The sequence below is a fragment of the Microcoleus sp. bin48.metabat.b7b8b9.023 genome (assembly GCF_013299185.1).
GTDB lineage: Bacteria > Cyanobacteriota > Cyanobacteriia > Cyanobacteriales > Microcoleaceae > Microcoleus.
The window spans coordinates 38043-60284 of record NZ_JAAFKG010000050.1 but is presented as its reverse complement, the minus strand read 5'-3'; the positions used below and the strand labels follow the sequence as shown (position 1 = coordinate 60284).

The window sequence follows — 22242 nt, the reverse complement described above, 5'->3', positions numbered from 1 at the left end:
AGATTTGCTGGCTTACTTTTGCGGGCATTGCTTTGTAAGCTTCGTGAGATTTCATGAGGCGATTCATTTCGTTGTAATTGATGTAGCCCCATCCATACACAAAGCTTTGACGGATCGCATAATTGGCTACATTGTAAAGATTCTTCGATTTGAAAGCTAGTTTGTCAATCTGAGCAAAACGGTGTTCTGTAGATTTGATGATGTGACGTTCTGTTAGCTGCATTCTCAACCTCCTGACTACATAATACCATGCTTGATTACTTATGCTTACAAACTGAATGAAGTTTTACAATACCGCTTCCCCAAACAAGCGATAACCAGCCGGCGAGCGCTCTACCGCCGGAGACAACAAGCCCATCTCGTCATAGTAACGAACAGTTTTCACCGATAAACCGCTACAACCCGCTACAGAGCCAATTTTGTACAGTTTCTCGGCAACAGTAATATTCATAAACGAAGCCTCAAAGATCGAAGATCGAAAGACTTTTTTGATCCTATGTTTAGTATTGGCTCAGATGCAGAGTGGCGCGATCGCCACCTCACCCCCGTCGCCGTTGCCCGCTAATCTTAATAAGGAGGATTTTTCTTAGACACGTTGTTGAGCGTCGGCAACTGAGGTCGAGAAGACTGAGGAGGAAGATAGTATTCGGCAGCAGGGGCGGGCTGTTCGCCTCCAGAGCGGTAAACTTGCCACCAACGGAGACCCATCGCTACCCCAGCAGTACCCAGCCCAAAAGCCAATAAAGAACCGCTCGCACCAATGCTGCCTATGGCTGCATCGACAAGGCCCACTGTCACAACGAAGCTGGTAATTGGCTCTCTACGGTAAGCTGACTTCAAAAGTCGCGTCCACGAAGCATTCATTTGGTTTTACTCTGTTCTATATTTATTCAATCTCTAAAACTTAGAGTTGGCGGTGCGATCGGGATTTCTAGCTTTAAAACTAGCTTCACCTCAATTAATCTTCTCGCCTGTCGGGAATTGTACGGGAGCGAGGCCAAATTGCCAAGCTTGCCCCATCAAAATTTCATCCGACATACAAACCCAAAGCTAGCTCTTGCATTCTTTAAACCGATGTTTCTCGATCGACAAGTCGCTGGGCTTGATTTCTAACTAATATTCTAATCAATTCGCGAAGTGGTCGCGGTCAGCAGGGTGACACCCTTGCGGGTGACAGTCCATACAAAATATGAGGTTGACCCGCCCAAAAACGGGTACAAGCCATCAACGCTCGCTTAGGGTAAATCCCCAAATTTTAGACTCCTGTTCCTTTTCCCAGATAAACCTGTGGCATCAAATGTAAAATCGTTCGACGCTCGCACTAGCCGAAGTCTAAAATCTAAAATCTACTGACCGCGCCCTTGCTAAAATTAGTTGAGACCTAACCAGGCCAGCAACCCCTGCCCTGTGACATACTCGATAATTAAAGTTAGGGAAAAACCAATCATCGCGGCTCGACCGTTCAGGCGTTCCGCGTAGCTGTTGAAGCCAAACTTTGGTTGATCCAGTTTGGGAGTGACGGTAGGTTGTAGTTGTGTCATTGCTTTGGATACCTTGCGATCGACGCTAGTGAAATCGAATGTTAGTTACAAATCTTAAACATTTCTGCTTCCATTATAAGGAGAGTTAACCGCCATCAACCGTCCACGCTAAAAAAAACTGTTGCCAATTAAAGCCACTCAATTATATCCGTTCAAAATATGACTAATCAGTTAGATAACGATAAGCTTCCGGTAGCTGCACAGCGAGTTGCCTTTGCCCTTCGGACAGCAGGCTGGGTGTGCTTCTGGGTACAGTCAGTGCTGGCGGTGGTAGCGACGATTATTTTGCTCTTTGCCATTCCCTTTGCTATCCCGAGCGCCACTGCGCCTGGGAGTTCAACCAGTGCCGGCACCGGCGGCGGCGTCTTTTTTGCTCTTTGCGGGCTGGCCGTGCTCGGTTACAGCGTGTATCGCGCTTTCCGTTTCACCCGCTTGTCGAGAGAATTGCGATCGCCCGCCAACGCTGTCCGCCCCAAAAAAGCAGACACGATCAAACAAGTGCAGTTGACACTGATGAGCAACTTATCAGGAATGCTGCTGACACTAATCGGCGCAGAAGCTATCAGCGGCACGCTGTTAGCCAAATCTTTAGCTCAGCCGCAAGCTTTGTTCGGTGCGGCAGTAGATTTCAGCAGATTTATTCAGCCTTTAGACATATTTGTGGTGCTAGCCAATACTCACGCGACTGTTGCCCACTTTGTCGGGATTATCGGTGCTCTTTGGTTGCTCGATCGCATCCACAAGCAATAGAAAATGGGAATTGGTTATTGGTTATTGGTTATTGGTTATTGGTATTTGCTCCCAATCTCCCAATCTCCCCCTCTCCCAATCTCCCCCTCTCCCCGACTATCCCACCTCCCGGACTATCCCACTATCCCCCAAGTGGCATCCGGAATCACTGCCAAGCTTTAGAAGAACGTACTCAGATACCTTCTAGCAAGACAACACAAACATCATGGCACTGAAACCCGAGGCTTATTTTGGGGTGACAGATCACGCAACTATTGAAATTTCTCAAGAAAGTTTTCGTTCTGTTCTCGGTCAAATAGAAGCTGAACTCCTCTGTAGCGACACCTACAGCCAAGCTCTAGCTAGCTTGCAAACCATGTTGGGCGAAGCAGCATCTGCTGCCGAAATTTTAATTAGAGCAGTTAGCAGAGAAGCAGTCAAGCTCGCATTCGATCGATTTCCCAAACCAAACAAAACGGAAATACAAGTCGTCCAAGAGAGTGTCGCGGCTCCAAGTGACACCGCATCCTATGTCAAAGAAGAAGAGCCACCAGTACCTGCTCCTGTTTTCTATTGGCGCAGTGCTACTGTGGAAGCTCCTGTTGCAACAGAGTCCGAGACTGAAAATTGCGATCGAGATTCTAACACTTTAGAAGAAAACAAAGAAGCACTCAAAGACGAAATTAAAGTCGATTCGGCTGCACCTGCAACTGTCATCGCCCCCGCTAAATCCTTCCCAGGGTTTGGTTTTCCCAAGAAGGAGAAAAAACTTACCAAGGAAGAGGAAGCAGCTTTAGCAGTTCAAGAGCGAGAAGAGTGCCTGCGGGAGTTGGGTAGAGAGTTGCGTAAGGGACGGCAAATTCGATCGCTATCCATCCAGCAAGTCCACAGTCAAACTCTCGTGCCGCTGCACCACATCGAAGCGATCGAAAATGGGGAAATCGACAAACTGCCCCAAGATATTTACGTTAGAGGTTTTATCCGCAGATTGGGCGACGCCTTAGGGCTAGACGGCACCGCGATGGCGAATGCTTTGCCAAAACCCGCTCCGAGTCCAATAATGCCCAGTACCTATTTGTCTGCTTCCAACTCCGACTCCGGCGAAGGCTTTCAAATGAGTCCGGTGCATTTGTACATCGGCTACACTGCTTTGATGGCTGGGGCGATAGGGGGTGTGGGTTGGTTGTCGCAGCAACCCGTTGTACCTGGGGCCAATGCAGTGGAGCCACAGGTGACACCGCCCGCCTCTGTTGCACCGTCTCCAAAAAGCCAAGAAAAAGCGCCTCAACCGGGCTTGAAGAAGTCTAAGAGTCACGGGGGCATGATTATGGGGGCTGACATGGCACCGCCGGAGGTGATTTTTGGTTAGACTGCTATACGCGATTGTAAGCGGTTGTCATTGGGAGGAACGAACCAATCGCAGTATCTTTTGTTGGCAGGGTTTTGCCGATCGAACTTTCTTATCTCTATTGTACTGGGTGAGAGTGTGTCGGGCGATCGATCGCCCGACAAGACTCTTGGCACAGGTGAACTCGGAAACTGAGTTTCCAAGTTCACCCACATGGGATACACAGCTTGAAGACATGAGTCGTCGAGAGCAATCGCGGTTCAGATTTTAAGTTCAATCCCTTAGCTTGAACTATGTGTGGAGTCAAATCTCAAATGTCAAATCGCTCAGCCTTGCACCCAAAGTGAATTTTCAACTACATCAGGAAACCCAATATTTGCGATAAACTATCTATTTGACCAGTCCTAAAAGAGGTTTCCGATAAGATGAGTTCACCAGCCACCGCTGCTTCCTCCGATATCGAGCCGCTATCGACTCAGCCACAAACAGTCACGAGTTTGACTGTATCGCACAGTGCTTTGGTAGCTGCTGCTCAAGTGCCACAAAAATCTTGGACAATAGAAGATAGCGAGAAACTGTACCGAATTCAAGGTTGGGGCGAACCCTATTTTTCGATTAATGCTGCCGGTCACGTTACAGTGTCTCCCAAGGGCGATCGCGGCGGTTCCCTCGACTTGTGCGAACTGGTAGAATCGCTCAAGCAGCGAAATTTGGCTTTGCCGCTGCTAATTCGATTTTCTGATATTTTGGAAGACCGGATCGATCGCCTAAATTCCTGTTTTGCCAGAGCGATCGCTCGCTACAATTACAAAAATGTCTATCGCGGTGTTTTTCCAGTCAAATGCAACCAGCACCGACAATTAATTCAAGATTTGGTGCGTTTCGGTCAACCCCATCACTTCGGACTGGAAGCCGGATCTAAACCAGAATTAATGATAGCTTTGGCGACCTTAAAAACTCCAGGCGCTTTGTTAATTTGTAATGGTTACAAAGACCGCGAATACATAGAAACCGCCATTTTAGCGCAGCGGCTGGGTCAAACGGCCGTAATTGTGCTAGAGCAAATTGAGGAAGTAGAACTCGCAATCGCCGCGAGCATTGCATTAGGAATTAAACCGGTTTTGGGAGTGCGAGCCAAGCTCACTACCAAAGGCGTTGGCCGCTGGGGAGGTTCCACGGGCGATCGGGCAAAATTTGGCTTGACAATTCCTGAAATTATCCGCGCAGTCGGCGAACTAGAAAAAGCTGGAATGCTCGACTGTTTGCAGTTAATGCACTTCCACATCGGCTCTCAAATTTCCTCAATTAGCGTCATCAAAGATGCCATTCGAGAAGCCAGCCACATCTATGTAGAATTGGCTAAATTGGGAGCTAACATGAAATATTTGGACGTAGGGGGCGGGCTCGGCGTTGACTACGACGGCTCTAAAACCAACTTCCACGCTTCCAAAAACTACAATATGCAAAACTACGCCAACGACGTAGTAGCGGGAGTTAAAGATGCCTGTGACGAGCGGAAAATTCCTGTGCCAATTATCATTAGCGAAAGCGGGCGGGCGATCGCATCTCACCAATCAGTCCTAGTTTTTGACGTACTCGGGACTAGCGATGTTCCCAGAGAAGTACCAGAACCGGTAGACGAAAACGCGCACCAAATTCCGCGCAATCTCTACGAAATTTACCAATCTATCACTCCCGAAAATTACCAAGAAGTCTATCACGATGCTATCCAATTCAAGGAAGAAGCAGTCAGTTTATTTAACTTAGGCTATCTAGGAATTGCGGAACGGGCGAAAACCGAACAGTTGTACTGGGCTTGCTGCGATAAAATACAGACAATCGCGCGGCAAAAAGACTATGTATCGGAAGATTTGGAAGACTTAGAAAAGGTGATGGCGTCCATTTATTACATCAACTTATCTGTTTTCCAGTCAGTGCCAGACAGTTGGGCTATTAACCAATTGTTTCCTATTATGCCAATTAACCGGCTCGATGAAGAACCGACTCAGCGCGGTATTTTAGCAGATCTTACCTGCGACAGCGACGGCAAAATCGACCAATTTATCGATTTGCGAGATGTCAAGTCAGTTCTGGAACTGCATACAATCAAACCTGGAGAACCTTACTATTTAGCGCTGTTTTTGGGAGGTGCTTATCAAGAAATTATGGGCAACCTTCACAACTTATTCGGCGATGCAAATACGGTTCACATTCAGCTCACTCCTTCGGGATATCATATTGAACACGTTGTGAAGGGAGACACGATGAAAGAAGTCCTCAGCTACGTACAGTACGATGCAGAAAGTTTGGTTGAAAGCATCCGCCGTCAGACAGAATCAGCTTTGCAGCAAAATAAAATTACTCTTTCGGAGGCTCAACTTTTACTGCAAAATTATGAGCGGAGTCTCACCCAATATACTTATTTGCAGTCTTAGTCAGTGGGCAGTTGGCAGTTGGCAGTTGGCAGTTGGCAGTAGTCAGTAGTCAGTAGTCATGGCTGTTTCATTCTCTTGTAGGGGCCGCCCCCCGTGGCTGCCCCAATCTCTGAAACACGCACAAAATCGTGGACAGGGAGGGCCCGCACGGGGAGTAGGGGTCGCACCGCCCCTACAAAACGATTATTTACCTGAGAATGAAACAGCCCTGGTCATTAGTCATTAGTCATTAGTCATTTGTTAACTGTTAACTGTTAACCGTTAACTGTCAACTGTCATTAGTTGATAACTGATGACTAATGACTGACTAGGTAGAGTGCAAACGGAGAACTTTAGCAATTACCAATGCCCAATGCCCAATGCCCAATTCCCAATGCCCAATGCCCAATTCCCAATTCCCAATTACCAATTAGTCAGCAGTGCTGAGAATATCTGCGATCGCCCGTCGCTCTTCTCCTAGTATATTTGGTAACACTTGACGGGCATCAGTAATCAGCCAATCGAGAGCCGCCGCTTGCAAATCGATCGACGCCCCAGTTTTGTCAACGCAGTAGCGCCCGAATACCAGTTTGTCAACCAACCGCACCTCTGGGCCCAAACGGGAATACTCAAAAATCACGCTGTTTTCTACAGTCGCCCCGCTACAAAGCCAACAATTGGGGCCGATCATTGTCGGGCCGACAATTTTTGCTCCGTCTTCAATTTTCGTCATCGCACCAATGTAAACAGGCCCGGTAATATCAACCTTGTCCCAGTTGACAGCTACATTCAAACCAGCGTAAACGCCGGGGCGCACTTCAATGCCCGGAATCGAAACATTTTTAATTTCTCCCAACAGCACGCTCTGAATTGCCCGCCAATAGTCAGGAACTTTGCCGATATCCACCCACTCGAAGTCCATGCTAATGCCGTAAAAAGGCGCGCCTGCTGCGACCAGCTTGGGAAATAACTGCGAACCAATATCATATTCCGTATCAGCGGGAATATAATTGAATATTTCCGGTTCAAAAATATAAATACCAGTATTGATGTCGGTACTCAGAGCTTCCTCTACAGAAGGTTTTTCTTGGAAATCTTTAATTCTGCCAGAATCGTCTGTTACCACCACTCCGTAACTGGGCACCTCATCGCGGGGAACAGATTTCATTACAATAGTAGCGATCGCACCTTTTTCTCGGTGCCACTTCACAGCAGCAGTCAAGTCCAAGTCAATCAAAGCGTCGCCGCACAGCACCACAAAAGTATCGTCAAAAAACGGCGAGAAGTCCTGAATTCGCCTCATGCCGCCAGCCGAACCGACGGCTTCTCCAATCATTTGTCCGTCCTCAATCCGCCCTTCAAAAGAATAGCCAATTTGTACTCCAAACTTTTGACCGTCGCGGAAGTAGTTTTCAATTACGTCTGCTAAGTGGGAAACATTGACCATAATCTGGTCAAATCCGTGCTGGCGGAGCAATTCAACCAAAAATTCCATCACAGGCTTTTGCAGGATGGGAATCATCGGTTTTGGTGTCGTGTGAGTAATGGGACGGACGCGAGTGCCTTTACCGGCCGCCAGAATCATCGCTTTCATTATTACTTCCTCAACCCTCTGTTAATTGATATCAACTCAACAATTAGATGCTAGCGGTTGCGATCGATTCGATCGCAGCACCATCCTTATCCCGCCCAAAAACGGGTATAAGCCCCTGACGCAAGCGTCAGGCTCGATTTCAAAATTTTAGACTCTAGTTCCAGCTCCCTGATTCACTGCGCTGCAAGTAAATCTAAAACTTGTACTGAGCGAAGTCGAAGTATGTCAAATCTAAAATGGAGAATCGACTGACCTGTTTATAGGCGATATCCTAGCAGGCTATCAATCATTTATCCTCAATTTGCCTGGATTTAACCAACCAGAAATCAGAAATCAGAAATCAGAAATAATCTCAAGTCCGGGTAAATGTACCTAAAAGTCCTCTGAAGGCAGGTTCGTCCGACAGTCAAGAGTTCCAAAGACTGGTAAACCCGCCCCAGAAGCCTATTTGATGCACATCCAAGCTCAAAGCGCCCGGATTTTGAGGTCTTGGTAAAACTCCTCTTGAAGCAACTCTACTTTAGACTGAGCCGAGAGCAGCAACAACGCCCAAAAAACACCCACGCGGTCATAGTTTGGTAAATGAACTTCCTCAGTCGATAGCGGGGGGTCGGGGTGGGAAGAGGAGTTAAAACCGTGATGGTGCCAGAGTTCCAGCAATTTGTCCAAGTCGAGCCAACCCTCGTCAATTTCCTGGCCTCGTTGTGCCAGAAATCGATCGAGCTCGCTAGCAGTTTCCACGAGATTTTCTTGGTGAGCTAGCTCAAAGATAGCCTGGGCAGCTTGCGATCGCATTTTTGAAGTCGGGCGGCGCCGGGGGGCAACAGTCTGCTCCATCGCAGCTTTCATCAACTGCAACTGCTCGATTAGTTCTGGGAGAGTCACCGGGCGTTTTTGTGGCAGTTGAGCTACACCGCGACGGCGCAGTTGTCGCTCCAGATGCTGCGGCAAATGTCGCCCTCCTGAGTGCTCTGTGTCTTCGAGGGCTGCTTCATCCAATTCGGGATTCGGCGGGGGTTCTGAGAGGACAATACTTTCTGCTTTGAGCAAAACCAGCATTGAAGCGTACAAAAACGCTTGGCCGGAGTGGGACAAATCGGAGAAATCCGAACTCTGATCGGCATCAGAGGCGTTGGTCAGCTTGCTCAAACATCGATCGAACACTTCAATTACCTTAACGTCCCAAGGATCGATTTCTCCCCGTTCTGCTAAATCAATTAAAATTGCGATCCCCTCAGAAATCGTTTCTAAACCATCTTGGTCTCTGGAAACAACCATTAGATTTTAGATTTTAGATTTTAGATTTATGGCTGATATCATGTCCGGTCGATTGACCGCAATAAGTAAGGTTTGTAGTGCGGACTTTAGTCCGCCACTTGAGAGCGGACTAAAGTCCGCACTACAAACCGTTTTTATGATAGTAATTTACCGGACATGATATGATATAGCCTTTCTCAAAAAAATGAGGTACGACTGACAGCTTACATAACCAGTTCCACTAAGAGGGCCCAAGCCCAACAACGTCCGCGAATCTTTCTGAAAACCGCTATACACTCACCTACAAATAAATAGGCTTGCTTGAACAGTTGACAGTTGACAGTTGGCAGTTGACAGTTTGAGAGTGACCTCTACCCTTAAGCCCGAGGATTAGAGTAATTAATAATCTGATGTTAATTTCTCCCGCTCCGGCTTGGGGCTTTCAACCAATTATTTGTGGTTAGGTGTTGTCGGAAAAACCGTATTGGTTTCTAGCCAATCGTGGGTACAGAACTGAGATTTGAGATTTGCCCTCGCCACAAACCAGAGAGGAACTCAATTTAATTACCAGATACATTTACCCAGCTTTGACCTCGGCTGCTGCTGTTCCTAAACTTGTCAGTTCTGCACTTTCTAACAAAGGTTGTTTTGCTTCTACTTCTGCTTTATAGCGTTCGATATCTTGTTGTAACTCCTGAATTTGCTGCTCTTTTTCGCGAACTTGGCGGATTTCTTGGCGAGAGGCGAGGGTTCGCTGCATTCTCGACCACAAACTGAACAGCCATGCTAAAACAGCTCCCAATCCTGTCGCTACAATTAGTTCTACGCACAGCGGGGCTTTAACTTGGACGCCTTTAATAATTTGAACGGTGGTCGGCTCTGTATTTTCGATGCTGAACAATACTAGAGCCAAGCAAATCAGAAAGATGAAGAAGAAATTTAGCGATCGCATTTTCTCTGTTCCTAATTCTCAATTCCGGTAAAGCAAATTGTTTGCTATTTGTCAATATCTTTTAGCAGATGCGGCCTGTTTGTATTAATAATATCAAGTCTGGTCAATTAATCATTGTATACGGCGACTCAATTCACAAAAAATCCGATCGCATCTTGATAATGCCCCCTTGGATGACCAAAAGTTCAGTCATCCAAGTGCGACCTCCAATTGAGAAACAGATTACAGATTTAGGCTTGACCGATATTTTGCGGTTGCTTACCGATTCCCAGTGCTGGCAATAGTTTATATTTTACAGCAAAGCCCGCCGCCATAAATAAGGCAATAATCAGCGCTCCAATTCCTACGGGACTTGGAATCCAGAATGTCGCCTCCAAATAGTTAACTTCTCCGGGTTTCAGCTTCCAAACTAACTGCTTTCCCTGCTGGTAGCTTTGGGGAACCAGCGCACCGGCGACAGTAGTTGAAATATTTTCGGCACCCCAGGGCGTGTTCAAGCTAAAGTCTAGCTCCAAAAGTCCCCCCGGATTCAGCAGAGGACTGCCGTTTGAGGAAACCAGAGCCAGAGAGCGCAAATCCAATTCCAAACTTAACCGATTTCGCAGCACCAACAACAAATTATTCTGCTTGACACTCAGATGAGATTCAAACTTGGGCAAATCGGTTTCTAGGGGACTTGCGACGCGAGATTTTGCAGTTTTTGCGATCGGATTGTAAAATTGGTTGAACTTGTCTTCTAATTCGGCTCCCTTATTGAATGGAATCGTCACTATAACTTCTCTCTCAGAAAGCCGTTTAGTTTTTCCGTCGAGGAATCTCGCCCGCTTTTCTACACTTTTCAACCAATCTCCAACTGTTTCGCTGCTGAAGCTTGTTAACCTTTCGCCCAGTTTAATGTGCTGCACGATTGCGCCGTGAGTTTGACTGTCAAAGTTGACTCCGACATCGTACTGAACGCATCCAGTCACTAAATTTAAAATGCAAAAAACCAAAGGTAAAAGAAAGAAAAAGTGCTTTTTCTTCTTCCCAGTTCCATCCTTGACATTTTGCTCTTTCATCTTTATTCCCCTGTTTTTCCCTATTTGCATGAATTAGCAAACCCAAGTTTGTAGTGAGGACTTTAGTCCTTCTTGACTCAACTAGGATAAGAGGACTAAAGTCCTTACTACAAACCAAGATGTGAGTGTTGACATTTTGATAGCAGCAGTGAGGACTTTAGTCCTTCTTGACTCAACTAGGATAAGAGGACTAAAGTCCTTACTACAAACCAAGATGTGAGTGTTGACATTTTGATAGCAGCAGTGAGGACTTTAGTCCTTCTTGACTCAACTAGGATAAGAGGACTAAAGTCCTTACTACAAACCAAGATGTGAGTGTTGACATTTTGATAGCAGCAGTGAGGACTTTAGTCCTTCTTGACTCAACTAGGATAAGAGGACTAAAGTCCTTACTACAAACCAAGATGTGAGTGTTGACATTTTGATAGCAGCAGTGAGGACTTTAGTCCTTCTTGACTCAACTAGGATAAGAGGACTAAAGTCCTTACTACAAACCAAGATGTGAGTGTTGACATTTTGATAGCAGCAGTGTCGGAGTCACCTGAAATTAACCGCACTGAACTTATTGTCTCGAAGCTACGCCCAACTGTTGAAATAGCATACTCGGCAAATATGCCCCACCACCTACCCATTCGGCTTCGGTACTTAAATCTGCCAGATTTTTAAAGGCTTCAAAAATGCTGCCTGCCACCATTGTATTCTTGACGCGACCAACAATTTTGCCTTTTTCTACTTTATAGCCTAGGTCTAAGTTGACAGAAAATTCGCCAGCTAACTGATTTGACTGACCGGCACCTAAAACCTGTTCTATTATAAGACCTTCGTCCATGCTAGCAATCAAGTCTTGGGTGCTGGTGTTTCCTGGGGAAATGCAGAAGTTGGTCAAGTCTGGGCCCGGGCGAGACAATCCGCCACGAAAACCGTTGCCGGTCGATCGTACACCGGCGCGAGCAGCCCACCTGCGATCCCAATAAAATCCGGTGACAGTTCCTTTGTCGATCAAGACTTTGCGGGTGGTGGGGGTTCCTTCGTCGTCAAAGGGACAAGCAGAAGGGCCCAAAGTGGGGTCTTCAAAAAAGGTGAAGCGTTCGTCAAATAAGGTTTCGCCGATTTTGTCGGCTAGGGGAGAGGCTTTTTGAACTACTGCTTGACCTGAAAGGATGGTATCAAAAAGTCCGCCGAGGGTGCTGGCGGCGGCTCTGGGGGTAAATAATACTGGGTAGGAACCGCTGGCGATGGTGGCTGAATGTTCGGCGAGGCGGTATTTTTCGAGAAGCGATTCCAGGATGCTGTTGGTGTCGAGGGGTCGATCGCGCGCGACATCGTAACTGTATGCTTGCATAAAGTCTTCTCCTTGTACCAAATTTCCGGCGATCGTCCCGCTGACTATTTGGCTGCTTCTTTCGGCATACACGTCTTGCGTCGTGGCAATTTTGACGCGGCCGCTGCGGACGTGGAAGCCCACATCTACCATAATATCGGGATTGTAGGCGTGAACTTGCTCGACGAGGTTTTTGCCGTTTTCAACTAATTCGGCGGTTGTGGGCGGAGTGTAGGTGGTTTCCGGGCCTTTTAGGTGGAAGTCGGAGGCGAGTTCAAATTCTGCGGGGTCGCCGATTTCGGCGGTTTGAATGGCTGCATCTACTAAATCGTCTATCCGCGTTAAGTCGGTGGAACTAGCAAAGCCGATTTTGCCATTGTAAATCAGCCGGAGTGCTACCCCTTGCAGGGCTTTGGTTTGCAGGGATTTGAGGCGATTGTTCTCAAATTCGATCGGCGTGTCTTGGCTGGATAGGTAGTATACTTCAGCAGCATCAGCGCGCCCAGATGCCAATTTCAATATCTGTTCTATGGTGGAATCGCTCACAATAATCGCCTTTTCTGGTTTGGTCTTTATTCTATTTTAGTTTAACCTTTAGGACTTACGGATTGTTGGGTCATCATCGTGATTCTCCTATGCTCAGTTTTGAAGTGCTTTTTACTTCGGAAATAGCTGGCATCATTGCCCGACAGTGGGGACAAAACCAGCAAATTTCATGTTGGTGAATGTGTCGTAATAATGGATAAGAACAACAAGGACATTCGTACACGATCTTTTACCTGTGCGATCGATTATGGAAAAATAATTTTAGGAGTAGCCGCGCGTCCTAGATAAATATAGGCAGCCGATCGCAGTACAATTTCGGAATAGAGAATTTTTTGGATTTTTAAACTCGGCGCACGTTTTGCTGTGAGGTGATAAGCCACGATTTCCCCCTCCAGGCTGAAGTCACTACCCGTCAAGTAGTGGTCATAATCGTGCATTCCCTGAAAAATAAATCCATAAATGGGATTAGGATAAACAGCAGAATCGTAACTCTCAGCGGATACCCAAAGCTGCCCTTGCTCAATATCCGCAAACATTTCTTTAGCGTTGTCATAACGCATATAATCTGAAAATTTGAGATTTAAGGGCAATTTCTGGAACTCAGCCATCAGCCAATCACAGAGTTGGGCGATGGTTTCATCTGAAATTTCGGCTGGCTTATTTTCCAGATATAGTCTGGCGAGAGTTTCGACTTGGGATGCAGTTTTGTTTGTTTTTGTGAGAGTCATATTGCTACCCTCCTAACCTTGAACTACCTTTAGTCTGACAGTATGTATCAACAACTTCTATGAGCTAGCTCATAGTTGGATAAAATTCTCTTTCTCAGTTGTCTGTAGTGGACTAATTTAGTCAGGCTAGATGATTCAACTTTTGGAACAAGCTTTCTGCATCAAGATACGGTTGTTTTTATACACCTCTAAAGTTCCAGACTGCGGGCTATCCAACGTGCCATCCCACACCCAATATTCATAATTGCCATTCCGAAACTTATAGACTCGAACGCCTTCTGTAGCTTTGCTAGTACCTCCGCCCACACTTAAATTACCCTTGGAACTGGTCGAGCGATATAGCAGTTCACCCGAAGCATTCTTTTTCCAAAGATTGATATTGTAACCACCCTGGCATTTCATATTAAGGATAAGGTCAGCAGTAGAATCAGCAGAGGCAGGTAAGGAAAAATTAGCTAAGATACAGATTGGCATAGCAAGAAGTAACGCGGATTTTTTCAGTAGTTTTTTCATAGATAATTCGGCGGTTGAAACCGCTACTACACAAACGAAGTCTGCCTTCGCAGACTAAGAAATAAAGAAAGGGGGAGTTAAGCCGGTTTCAAAGTATAACACCCCCCTACAATCAACCCGTTTAATCTGCATTCGCACCCATTAATTCAACAACTGTATGGGGACTTTTGAAGGTTAGTCGTGCTTCTGGTTTCTGGAGTGCCACCATTGTTTTTACGTGTTCGTCTTCATCATCACGGATGTTCACAAACACGTCGTATAGATTATCCACCTTGGGACGACGAAATTCATGACTTACTGTAGTCTGAACTTCATCAAACATATAAAGATCGCCATCGCGATAGAAATTGATTGCTACCTCAGGCGCAGGTTGAGCTTTTAGTTCTGCTTCATAGGTTTTCAAGTATTCGTCATAGGTATGATAGGCATGACCTTCAATCAGTTCCATCAGGTAGTAGGCGTAGGAGGGAAACAGCATATAAAGTGGCACGACAACCCAGTAGTAAGCGAATGCAACGTGTTGGGCAATAAAGCGATCGATCCAGTGGCGATCGCCTCCCAATGATTCCATAATTAACAGATGATGCAATTCGTTCCAGGTTTCAGCGAAGTGAACTTTCAACAAGTCAGCTTTGCGCCAGTAACCCAGCGTTTCGTAGAGATGCAGCACTGATAGATAGGAAAAGTAAGGCACGCGGGCGATCGTTTCCAGCATATAAAACCGAGGGTAGGAACGATTTCCGTACACGACATCTACAAGGAATACGAAAAAAGCAACTATTAATCGAATCAAAACTTTCATGGTGAATTCCTCAAAAATCTGACGGCATGAAATATTTGCGATGATACTCAATCCGGGTTACTCATCCGACAATTAGCTCATGAGAGCTAATTGATCCCCTTGCCCGCTCTTCAGCAATTAAGAGGTTTTTAACCCAGATTTGGTATGATTACCGAGCAGGTTGCTCAGAAAATGTTAATAGAAATGCGAGATTATCCTTCGCTTGAATTGCATGACGTGCTGCGGCAGGCATGACTAAAAATACTCCTGATGCTAGATCGATATCTTTACCTTCCAGAGTTAATATGCCGCGCCCTTCAATCACATGAACCGTCGCATTCCTGGGAGAAGCGTGTTCTGCAATGTGCGTACCCGCAATAAGTGTCATCAGGGTATATCTACAGTTTGCATCTTCTAGCAAAACTTGGCTGCGGATTCCTTCTGGGGCATACACAATCGCCTCTGCTAAATCAATTGCACCAGCTTCCAATGGCTTTACAATAGTCATCGATCGTTACTCCTTGATTATTGGATTTGAGTCTTGAAAGAAACTACTTGCGCCAGTAGTTGTTTGCAGCAGCGACTGTGGCGAATTCTATTGCGACAACGTGACCAACTGCAATCAGCATCATGGCATCATTGCCATAAACCTCTCGTAACTGGTTGCGCTTTTCTTCATCAGGCTGAGTCATTTTGATGATCAGCCGTGCCATTTTGACTGCCAGTTGTCGTCCCTCTTCAGGAGTTTCTGTTAACAGGGAGTTATTGGGAACCAATGTAATTTCGGGTGGTCTTACAACAGATGGATTGTTTGAAGTTGTTATATTGTCCATGTCAAAATCTCCTGAGTTATTGTTTTTTTTTGAACAGCAGCATTGCGATCCCTGTTAGTTGGCAATTGCTGAAGGTATTTGCTGTGAAACACAACCTGTGGCTTTAATTAAATCGGCTGCTTTTTCGCCGATCATGATTGTGGGCGCGTTCGTATGTCCGGTGATTGGAGTTGGCATGATTGAAGCATCGACCACACGCAACCCTTGAACTCCATGTACCCGGAGTTCGGGGTCTACCACCGCCATTGGGTCAGTGCCCATTTTGCAGGTACCGACAGGATGAAACACAGTACCGCAAACTTCCCGAACATAAGCTTCGAGGGCTTCATCGCTAGTTACGTCAGCACCAGGAGCGACTTCCCTACCTCGAAACTCATCAAAGGCACTGGTCTCAAACAATTGGCGCATTAATTTAATCGCGTCAACTAGCTTTTGCACATCGGATTGACTTTGCAGATAGTTGATCCGAATCATCGGTGTATCTTTAGGATCGGACGATCGTAAACTGACACTACCAATATTTTGGGGATGGTTCAAAACTACTAGACCTGTGAAACCCAAACCAGAGTTGGGATAACCAGGAGGTGCCCATAGAATTGGACCAAAGACCAATTCTAAATCTGGTGCAGCCGCCAGATTACCCTTGCTATGCAAAAATAATCCAGTTTCAGCAATTCCATTACTGGTGTTTGCCGTGTGTAAATCCTGAGTTGCCTCGTAGGTTACAGGAACGAGAATATGGTCTTGCAGGTTTTGCCCGACACCTGGCAAATCAGCGACTACAGAAATCCCTAATGCTTTCAACTGTTCTGCATCACCAATGCCGGACAGCATCAGCAACTTGGGCGAATCAAACGCACCAGCACTGACAATTACTTCCTGCTCAACCCTAACCTGGTGCAGCGTTCCCTCGTGCAGGTATTCCACCCCAACGGTACGGGTACCCTCAAACAACAACCGAGTCACTAATACTCCTGTCATCGCTGTCAAATTGGGACGCTGGAGAATGGGCAGGAGGAATGCAGCAGCGGTACTGTGCCGTTTACCATCCTTGACAGTAAACTGAAAAAGTCCTGCACCCTCCTGCTGTATACCGTTGAAATCAGGATTGCGATCGTATCCCAGTGCCACCGCTGCGTCTACAAATCGCTGGGAGATGGCAGTCGGGGAAATGACATCGGTAACGCTCAACTCCCCATCAACACTGTGATATTCCGAAGCACCTCGTTGCTGGTTTTCAGATTTCTTGAAATAGGGCAGTACATCTTGATAACTCCAATCGGGATTGCCCAATGACTGCCAGTGGTCATAATCGTGATGATTACCTCGAATATAGAGCAGGAAATTAATCGCGCTGCTGCCACCCAAGACTTTGCCACGGGGACAAAAGATTTGGCGATGATTCAGGTACGGTTCTGGTTCGGAGAAATAGCCCCAGTCCACCTCGGTGCCTGGTAGGTGTGTGCATTCCAACGGAATTTGAATCTCTGGTTTCGTATCGGGGTTGCCAGCTTCGAGCAACAGCACCGTGGTTTCTGGATTTTCTGTCAAACGATTGGCAACCACGCAGCCTGCCGAACCTGCACCAATCACAATATAGTCATAGTTCGTCATGAAAATTCTCCTTTTTTGTTGTTTGTAATGGATTACGGTAAATTAGGATTTTATTTTCCATCAGTTCATCTGCTTTCATCATGCAATAGCTTTTCGATCGCTTCTATGAGCTAGCTCATAGAAGCAAATCACCGATCGCTCTTTTGCTCCTCCTCCAACGATATCTCCTGGCAAATCCGCTCTAACTTTTCTGGATTCCGCACGCTGTAAATAGACTGAATACAGCCATCAACAATCTCAAGCGTTATGGCGCTGTGAATGTGGTCATCAAGATATTGGATAATTCCAGGTTGCCCATTGATTTCGACTAAGCGCGAAACAACATGAGCATTAGCCAGCCATTTACGGCGAATAGCTAACAGCATCCGAGCCACTTTTACTGATCCATGTATGGGCTTAATGGCTGCAATCACCTGACCGCCACCATCTGACAAAAATGTCACATCCTTCGCAAAAAGCAGCAGCAAATCTTGCAAATCTCCCTTGGTGGAGGCATCTAAAAATTGGGATGTAATCTGCTCTTGCTGCGATCGAGAAACTGGGAAACGAGGACGTTCGTCAGCAAGATGCTGCTTCGCTCGTCGGAGAATTTGGCGACAATTAGTCGAACTTTTGCCAACCATGTGACCAATTTCGTCATAGTCATAGTCGAACACATCACGGAGCAAAAATACTGCCCGCTCAATGGGAGATAAACGCTCCAGTACAGTTAAAAATGCGATCGAGAGCGAGTCTGCTAATTCCATTAAATCTGTTGAATTTTCTGATTGTGGCGTTAACATCGGTTCTGGTAGCCAGGTGCCGACGTATTGTTCTCGTTGGACACGCGCCGATCGCAAATGATCGATGCAGAGACGAGTAGTGATAGTTGCCAGATAAGTCTTTGCCGATCGCACGGTTTCCCTCGCGGTCTGTTGCCAGCGGAGGAAGGTTTCTTGTACCATATCTTCGGCATCTGTGACAGTGCCCAGCATTCGGTAGGCGATCGAGAACAGCAACGGACGATGGTTGTTAAAGTCCTCCAGAGAACTCATAAAGCCCCCTGTTCTTGTTGCTGAATAGTTCTTAATGCCCACACGCCAACTCCAGATCCTAATCCATCCACAATTAATATTAGGATTGCTGTGATTTGGAACAACAAACCCCAACCTTCAAAGGAAACTTGAGACACATGATCGGGACTAATCACGATGAAATGATTGTAGATTCCAAATAGGAGCGATCCTGCTATTGAACTGAGCAAGAGCCAGCTACCAATGCGATCGAACTCTGTCCAAAGTAAAACGGCTGCAACGATGGGAATTAGAAAAATCACCATACCCACAAACAAACTCTGAATGAGAGAGAGAGGAATTGGGATTTCCAAATGCGCTAAACCATGCAGTCCGTTTGCGATCGCATGGATGATTACTAAAGTTGTTCCATATTGAGCAATTTTCAACTTGTTTCTCCCTGATTAGAAAACATCAACAGATCCATTAGTTATCTCTAAAAAAGCCAGTCTTGAACAGGCATCTTGCCTGTTCCACAAGAATTATTGAAAAGGTCTATTTAACTCATTGAATTAGCTCGATCGATGTTAAATTGTCAGTTGGCACTAGCAACGGCAGTTTCAACCAGCCATTCGAGCGATCGCGGTTGAAAATTCAGTTCACGTTTTGCCTTAGCATTGGATACACCTCGGATTTGGGTGCCATAGTAGACAGCATCCGCACCACTCACACGTAGAGCTTCTTCAACCGAGACATGAGGAGGGGGTGGAGAATTGTTCCATTGTGCATAAGCTGGAAGCCACACACATACCTCTAAGGGTCGATCGTCCGCAATTAAGTAAATTCCAGGATTTCCGCGATCGACTGCCGCAACCGTCGCCTGTGCCGCATCCTCAATGTGAACCCAAGACCATAGCCCTTCGCCATTTCCGACGATCGGAAATTGTTGCTGTCGCACCTGTTCGGCAACATCTCCATCGGTTGCGTACCAAGTGCCGGGCCCGTAGAAGAAGCCGTAACGCAGGATAATTCCTTCTAGATTCCGCGTTTCGAGTAAGCGATATTCAATCTCATTCACCGTGCGGGTTCCGTCTGCAACTGCGGGTGAAGCATCTAAAGCTAGTGGTGTTTCTTCGTCTGCCAATCCTGTACCGGGAATCGCCCAAAATGCGATCGACTGCCTGATGTAACGACGCACACCAGCCGCTTGCGCTGCCGCTAGCACATTTGCACCTCCTTCGAGACGGATGCGATCGTTCAGTGCTGCTGCGACCTGCATTGTCTCAGGGGTGTAGGTTTTAGGCAGAGAGGTGAGTTGTTCGATCGCCACTTCCGGTTGAGCGCGAATGATAGCAGCTTTGACAGCATCTGCATCGAACACATCTGCGATCGCAGGTTCCACACCTTGTTCAGCTAAAATCCTTGCTTTTTCTGGAGTGCGGGTCAACGCTACTACATCATGTCCTTTCGCCAGCAATTGGGCGATCAGCGGACGACCGATCGCCCCTGTTGCACCTGCCACAAAAATTCTCATCTATGAACCTCCTGTTGAAGCCTGTGAGGTATTTATAGATAAGACGAGAGAGCATCGTTGGTTGTGACAATTTGATTTAACTCAAATAAAAAACTGGTGGCAAAGCTTCTGTTACCGTACCTGATTAACCTGCAATCGTGGTATTCAGTTGAAGTTAGCCTAACTTAGCCATACTAAAGAGCAAAAAATTATAATTGTTGCAATTAACGCCACCCAGATAAACCTGTTATCTTTCGTATTAACCTGACTCAAGTCCACAGGTTCCGGTACAACTGGCTTGGGTTTGGCGTACTTGATATCAGCGTTCGGATTGGCTTGAAAATTGATTGATTTATTCTCATCCAAAGCTGCTAAATCGGGAATTTTTACCGTCCATTCGTCAGGGATACTGAGTTTGGGGGCTTCGAGAATGAAGAGCAAGCGCTTTGCTTGTTGGCGGGTTTCTTGGCGGGGATGGCGGGTGAGTTTGCGGCAAAGCTCGATCGCCCTTGCTGTATCGCCAGAGGCTTCGTAGGCTGTCACCAGCCACATCTGCACCTCGCCACCTAACCGCGAAGTGCGATCGACCAAACCTGTCGCTGTTTCTAAACTTTGGATAGCTTGACCGTAGCGGCCGCTCTCAAAAGCTACTCGGCCAGCTTGGTACTCAGTTTCAACTATTTCTAACTTTTCGGAAGTCACCAGCCCTCACCCAATTGACAAATATTACTTTCCCAAATTCCCCAAACCCTAGAATTCGCTGTTGTTTTGCGACATACCGGACTCGTTGTCGCGTTTGGAACCCAGCAAGTCTAACTGGTCTACTCTGATGATAGGCATTGATCGATTTGCTCCTGTGCTTCTATCTTGCCAGCGATCGAACTTCAAAGAGCCTGTTACCCCTATTTGAGCACCTTTGCGAACGTAGTCAGCAGCAATTTGGGCTGTTTTGCCCCAGATTTCGAGGGTAAACCAGTCTGGTTCGTCGGTCTTGCTCGATCGCCGCCTCACTGCCAGCGTTAACTTGCACTTAACTGTACCAGACTCAAAATACTTCACGTCCGGGTCGCCACCGACGCGGCCGACCAAAGTCACAACATTAAGACTCATAAATTTTTTCGGGAATGTGCTCGATTGGTGATGTAGTTAAACTCTCCCTGAAGGGCGATCGCCTCCAAAATTAACTTGGAACAGCGCAAATCAGGGCTTCATCCTGATTTTACACCCACTGACCAGAACATATTTATTGTGGATGATTGGCGAGCCTGCATTCAACATATGCTCGACAATGTACATTTCTGACTAGACTCAGGATGAAAAACGTAATAGAATCCACCTCGGTTACACTTTTGTAACAACATTATTGCACACATTAGTATTTTAGTTTTGGGGGGGTACAAATCAGTGGGTCTTCTCAATCGATTTTCCTTATCTAGAGATATGGGTATCGACCTCGGTACTGCTAACACTCTCGTTTATGTATCCGGCAAAGGTATTGTTCTCCAAGAACCGTCCGTAGTGGCGATCGATCAAGACTTAAAAATACCTCTGGCGGTTGGAGAAGATGCTAAAAAAATGCTCGGGCGCACGCCTGGGAACGTCATAGCACTGCGCCCGCTGCGCGACGGGGTAATCGCCGACTTCGATACTGCCGAACTCATGCTCAAGACTTTTATCCGCAGGGTTCACGAAGGCAAAAGCTTAGTTTCGCCCCGGATCATTATTGGCATCCCCAGCGGTGTCACTGGAGTCGAGAGGCGGGCTGTCATTGAGGCGGCTACTCAAGCCGGTGCTAGAGAAGTACGGTTAATTGACGAACCTATCGCTGCGGCGATCGGGGCTGGACTGCCTGTGGCTGAGGCGACGGGTAATATGATTATAGATATCGGTGGGGGTACGACGGAAGTTGCTGTTTTGAGTTTGCAAGGTACGGTGATCAGTGAGTCAGTCCGGGTGGCCGGTGATGAACTCAATGAGGCGATCGTCCAATACATGAAAAAAGTTCACAATTTGGTGATCGGCGAACGTACTGCTGAAGAAATTAAGATTCAGGTGGGTTCTGCATATCCAACTACCGAAGATGACGACGCGATCATGGAAGTGCGGGGCTTGCACTTGCTCTCCGGTCTGCCGCGAACTGTTACGATCAAAGGCCCAGAAATTCGCGAAAGTATGTCGGAACCGCTTTCAGTAATCGTGGAAGCCGTCAAGCGTACTTTGGAACGCACTCCCCCGGAATTAGCAGCAGATATTATTGACAGAGGAATTATGCTGGCTGGTGGTGGGGCGTTGATGAAAGGCTTAGATACTCTGATCAGTCACGAAACAGGAATTGTCACTCACGTGGCAGCAGATCCTCTGTGCTGCGTAGTTTTGGGAACCGGTAGGGTCTTGGAAAACAAACAGTTGGAACGGGTTTTCAGCGGGCAGTCGTCGCGCAATATGTAGTTAACAAATTTAGGATTTTGGATTTAGAACTAGGGCTGCCATCTAAAATCTAAAATCCTG

Annotated in this window: 23 protein-coding genes and 1 pseudogene; 4 read left to right on the top strand and 20 right to left on the bottom strand. The window is 46.7% G+C overall.

Going from position 1 to position 22242, the window contains the following annotated elements; genetic code table 11:
* The 4 genes and pseudogenes from QZW82_RS24120 to QZW82_RS24105 all read right to left on the bottom strand — a co-directional run.
* Positions 1-223 (bottom strand): annotated as a pseudogene (locus QZW82_RS24120) (RNA-guided endonuclease TnpB family protein); the annotation flags it as partial.
* A 63-nt stretch (positions 224-286) separates the two neighbouring features.
* On the bottom strand, positions 287-451 hold the full coding sequence (locus tag QZW82_RS24115) for a MerR family DNA-binding transcriptional regulator (RefSeq protein ID WP_293153993.1): 165 nt from the start codon (positions 449-451) through the stop codon (positions 287-289).
* A gap of 116 nt (positions 452-567) precedes the next feature.
* On the bottom strand, positions 568-864 hold the full coding sequence (locus QZW82_RS24110) for a hypothetical protein (protein WP_293153991.1): 297 nt from the start codon (positions 862-864) through the stop codon (positions 568-570).
* A 506-nt stretch (positions 865-1370) separates the two neighbouring features.
* Positions 1371-1541, bottom strand: a complete 171-nt coding sequence (locus tag QZW82_RS24105) for a hypothetical protein (RefSeq protein WP_293153989.1) — start codon at positions 1539-1541, stop codon at positions 1371-1373.
* Between the two features lie 159 nt (positions 1542-1700).
* Between QZW82_RS24105 and QZW82_RS24100 the strand changes: the two genes are divergently transcribed.
* From QZW82_RS24100 to speA, 3 genes are all read left to right on the top strand, one after another.
* Positions 1701-2291 (top strand): DUF3611 family protein, encoded by a 591-nt coding sequence (locus QZW82_RS24100; RefSeq protein WP_293153987.1) that lies wholly within the window; start codon positions 1701-1703, stop codon positions 2289-2291.
* A 205-nt stretch (positions 2292-2496) separates the two neighbouring features.
* A complete protein-coding gene (locus tag QZW82_RS24095) occupies positions 2497-3639 on the top strand; it encodes a helix-turn-helix domain-containing protein (protein WP_293153985.1) in 1143 nt (380 codons plus the stop codon).
* A 404-nt stretch (positions 3640-4043) separates the two neighbouring features.
* Positions 4044-6053, top strand: coding sequence for a biosynthetic arginine decarboxylase (speA, locus tag QZW82_RS24090; RefSeq protein ID WP_293153983.1), 2010 nt, complete (start codon positions 4044-4046; stop codon positions 6051-6053).
* A 409-nt stretch (positions 6054-6462) separates the two neighbouring features.
* Here the strand turns inward: speA and QZW82_RS24085 are convergent, their stop codons facing one another.
* From QZW82_RS24085 to QZW82_RS24010, 16 genes are all read right to left on the bottom strand, one after another.
* Positions 6463-7626 carry an NDP-sugar synthase gene (locus QZW82_RS24085; protein WP_293153981.1) on the bottom strand — a complete coding sequence of 388 codons (1164 nt, stop codon included), beginning with the start codon at positions 7624-7626 and terminating at the stop codon, positions 6463-6465.
* 465 nt (positions 7627-8091) lie between these two features.
* A complete protein-coding gene (locus tag QZW82_RS24080; protein ID WP_293153979.1) occupies positions 8092-8904 on the bottom strand; it encodes a segregation/condensation protein A in 813 nt (270 codons plus the stop codon).
* A 556-nt stretch (positions 8905-9460) separates the two neighbouring features.
* On the bottom strand, positions 9461-9835 hold the full coding sequence (locus QZW82_RS24075; RefSeq protein ID WP_293153976.1) for a LapA family protein: 375 nt from the start codon (positions 9833-9835) through the stop codon (positions 9461-9463).
* A gap of 230 nt (positions 9836-10065) precedes the next feature.
* The gene (locus QZW82_RS24070) at positions 10066-10893 is read right to left on the bottom strand and encodes a DUF3153 domain-containing protein (RefSeq protein ID WP_293153973.1); all 828 of its coding nucleotides are present in this window, start codon (positions 10891-10893) and stop codon (positions 10066-10068) included.
* Positions 10894-11455: 562 nt separating this feature from the next.
* The gene (locus tag QZW82_RS24065) at positions 11456-12760 is read right to left on the bottom strand and encodes a TldD/PmbA family protein (RefSeq protein ID WP_293153971.1); all 1305 of its coding nucleotides are present in this window, start codon (positions 12758-12760) and stop codon (positions 11456-11458) included.
* A gap of 245 nt (positions 12761-13005) precedes the next feature.
* Positions 13006-13488: a transposase gene (locus QZW82_RS24060; protein WP_293153969.1), complete on the bottom strand. Its 483-nt coding sequence runs from the start codon at positions 13486-13488 to the stop codon at positions 13006-13008.
* 135 nt (positions 13489-13623) lie between these two features.
* Positions 13624-14001 carry a hypothetical protein gene (locus QZW82_RS24055; protein ID WP_293153967.1) on the bottom strand — a complete coding sequence of 126 codons (378 nt, stop codon included), beginning with the start codon at positions 13999-14001 and terminating at the stop codon, positions 13624-13626.
* Positions 14002-14122: 121 nt separating this feature from the next.
* Positions 14123-14803 (bottom strand): alternative oxidase, encoded by a 681-nt coding sequence (locus QZW82_RS24050; protein ID WP_293153963.1) that lies wholly within the window; start codon positions 14801-14803, stop codon positions 14123-14125.
* Positions 14804-14951: 148 nt separating this feature from the next.
* A complete protein-coding gene (locus tag QZW82_RS24045) occupies positions 14952-15290 on the bottom strand; it encodes a cupin domain-containing protein (protein WP_293153960.1) in 339 nt (112 codons plus the stop codon).
* A 43-nt stretch (positions 15291-15333) separates the two neighbouring features.
* A complete protein-coding gene (locus QZW82_RS24040; protein WP_293153957.1) occupies positions 15334-15615 on the bottom strand; it encodes a hexameric tyrosine-coordinated heme protein in 282 nt (93 codons plus the stop codon).
* 54 nt (positions 15616-15669) lie between these two features.
* Positions 15670-17229 (bottom strand): GMC family oxidoreductase N-terminal domain-containing protein, encoded by a 1560-nt coding sequence (locus QZW82_RS24035; RefSeq protein ID WP_293153954.1) that lies wholly within the window; start codon positions 17227-17229, stop codon positions 15670-15672.
* Between the two features lie 128 nt (positions 17230-17357).
* Positions 17358-18263: an RNA polymerase sigma-70 factor gene (locus QZW82_RS24030; RefSeq protein ID WP_293153951.1), complete on the bottom strand. Its 906-nt coding sequence runs from the start codon at positions 18261-18263 to the stop codon at positions 17358-17360.
* A complete protein-coding gene (locus QZW82_RS24025) occupies positions 18260-18670 on the bottom strand; it encodes a hypothetical protein (protein WP_293153948.1) in 411 nt (136 codons plus the stop codon). The genes QZW82_RS24030 and QZW82_RS24025 overlap by 4 nt, the downstream gene beginning before the upstream one ends.
* Before the next feature lie 146 nt (positions 18671-18816).
* A complete protein-coding gene (locus tag QZW82_RS24020; RefSeq protein WP_293153945.1) occupies positions 18817-19755 on the bottom strand; it encodes an NAD(P)-dependent oxidoreductase in 939 nt (312 codons plus the stop codon).
* Between the two features lie 159 nt (positions 19756-19914).
* On the bottom strand, positions 19915-20436 hold the full coding sequence (locus tag QZW82_RS24015; protein WP_293153942.1) for a tetratricopeptide repeat protein: 522 nt from the start codon (positions 20434-20436) through the stop codon (positions 19915-19917).
* Positions 20437-20484: 48 nt separating this feature from the next.
* Entirely contained in the window at positions 20485-20844 is a 360-nt protein-coding gene (locus QZW82_RS24010; RefSeq protein ID WP_293153939.1) for a single-stranded DNA-binding protein, read from the bottom strand.
* Positions 20845-21174: 330 nt separating this feature from the next.
* On the opposite strand from QZW82_RS24010, the gene QZW82_RS24005 reads away from it, so the two are divergent.
* Positions 21175-22182 carry a rod shape-determining protein gene (locus tag QZW82_RS24005; RefSeq protein WP_293153998.1) on the top strand — a complete coding sequence of 336 codons (1008 nt, stop codon included), beginning with the start codon at positions 21175-21177 and terminating at the stop codon, positions 22180-22182.
* Positions 22183-22242: the final 60 nt, after the last annotated feature.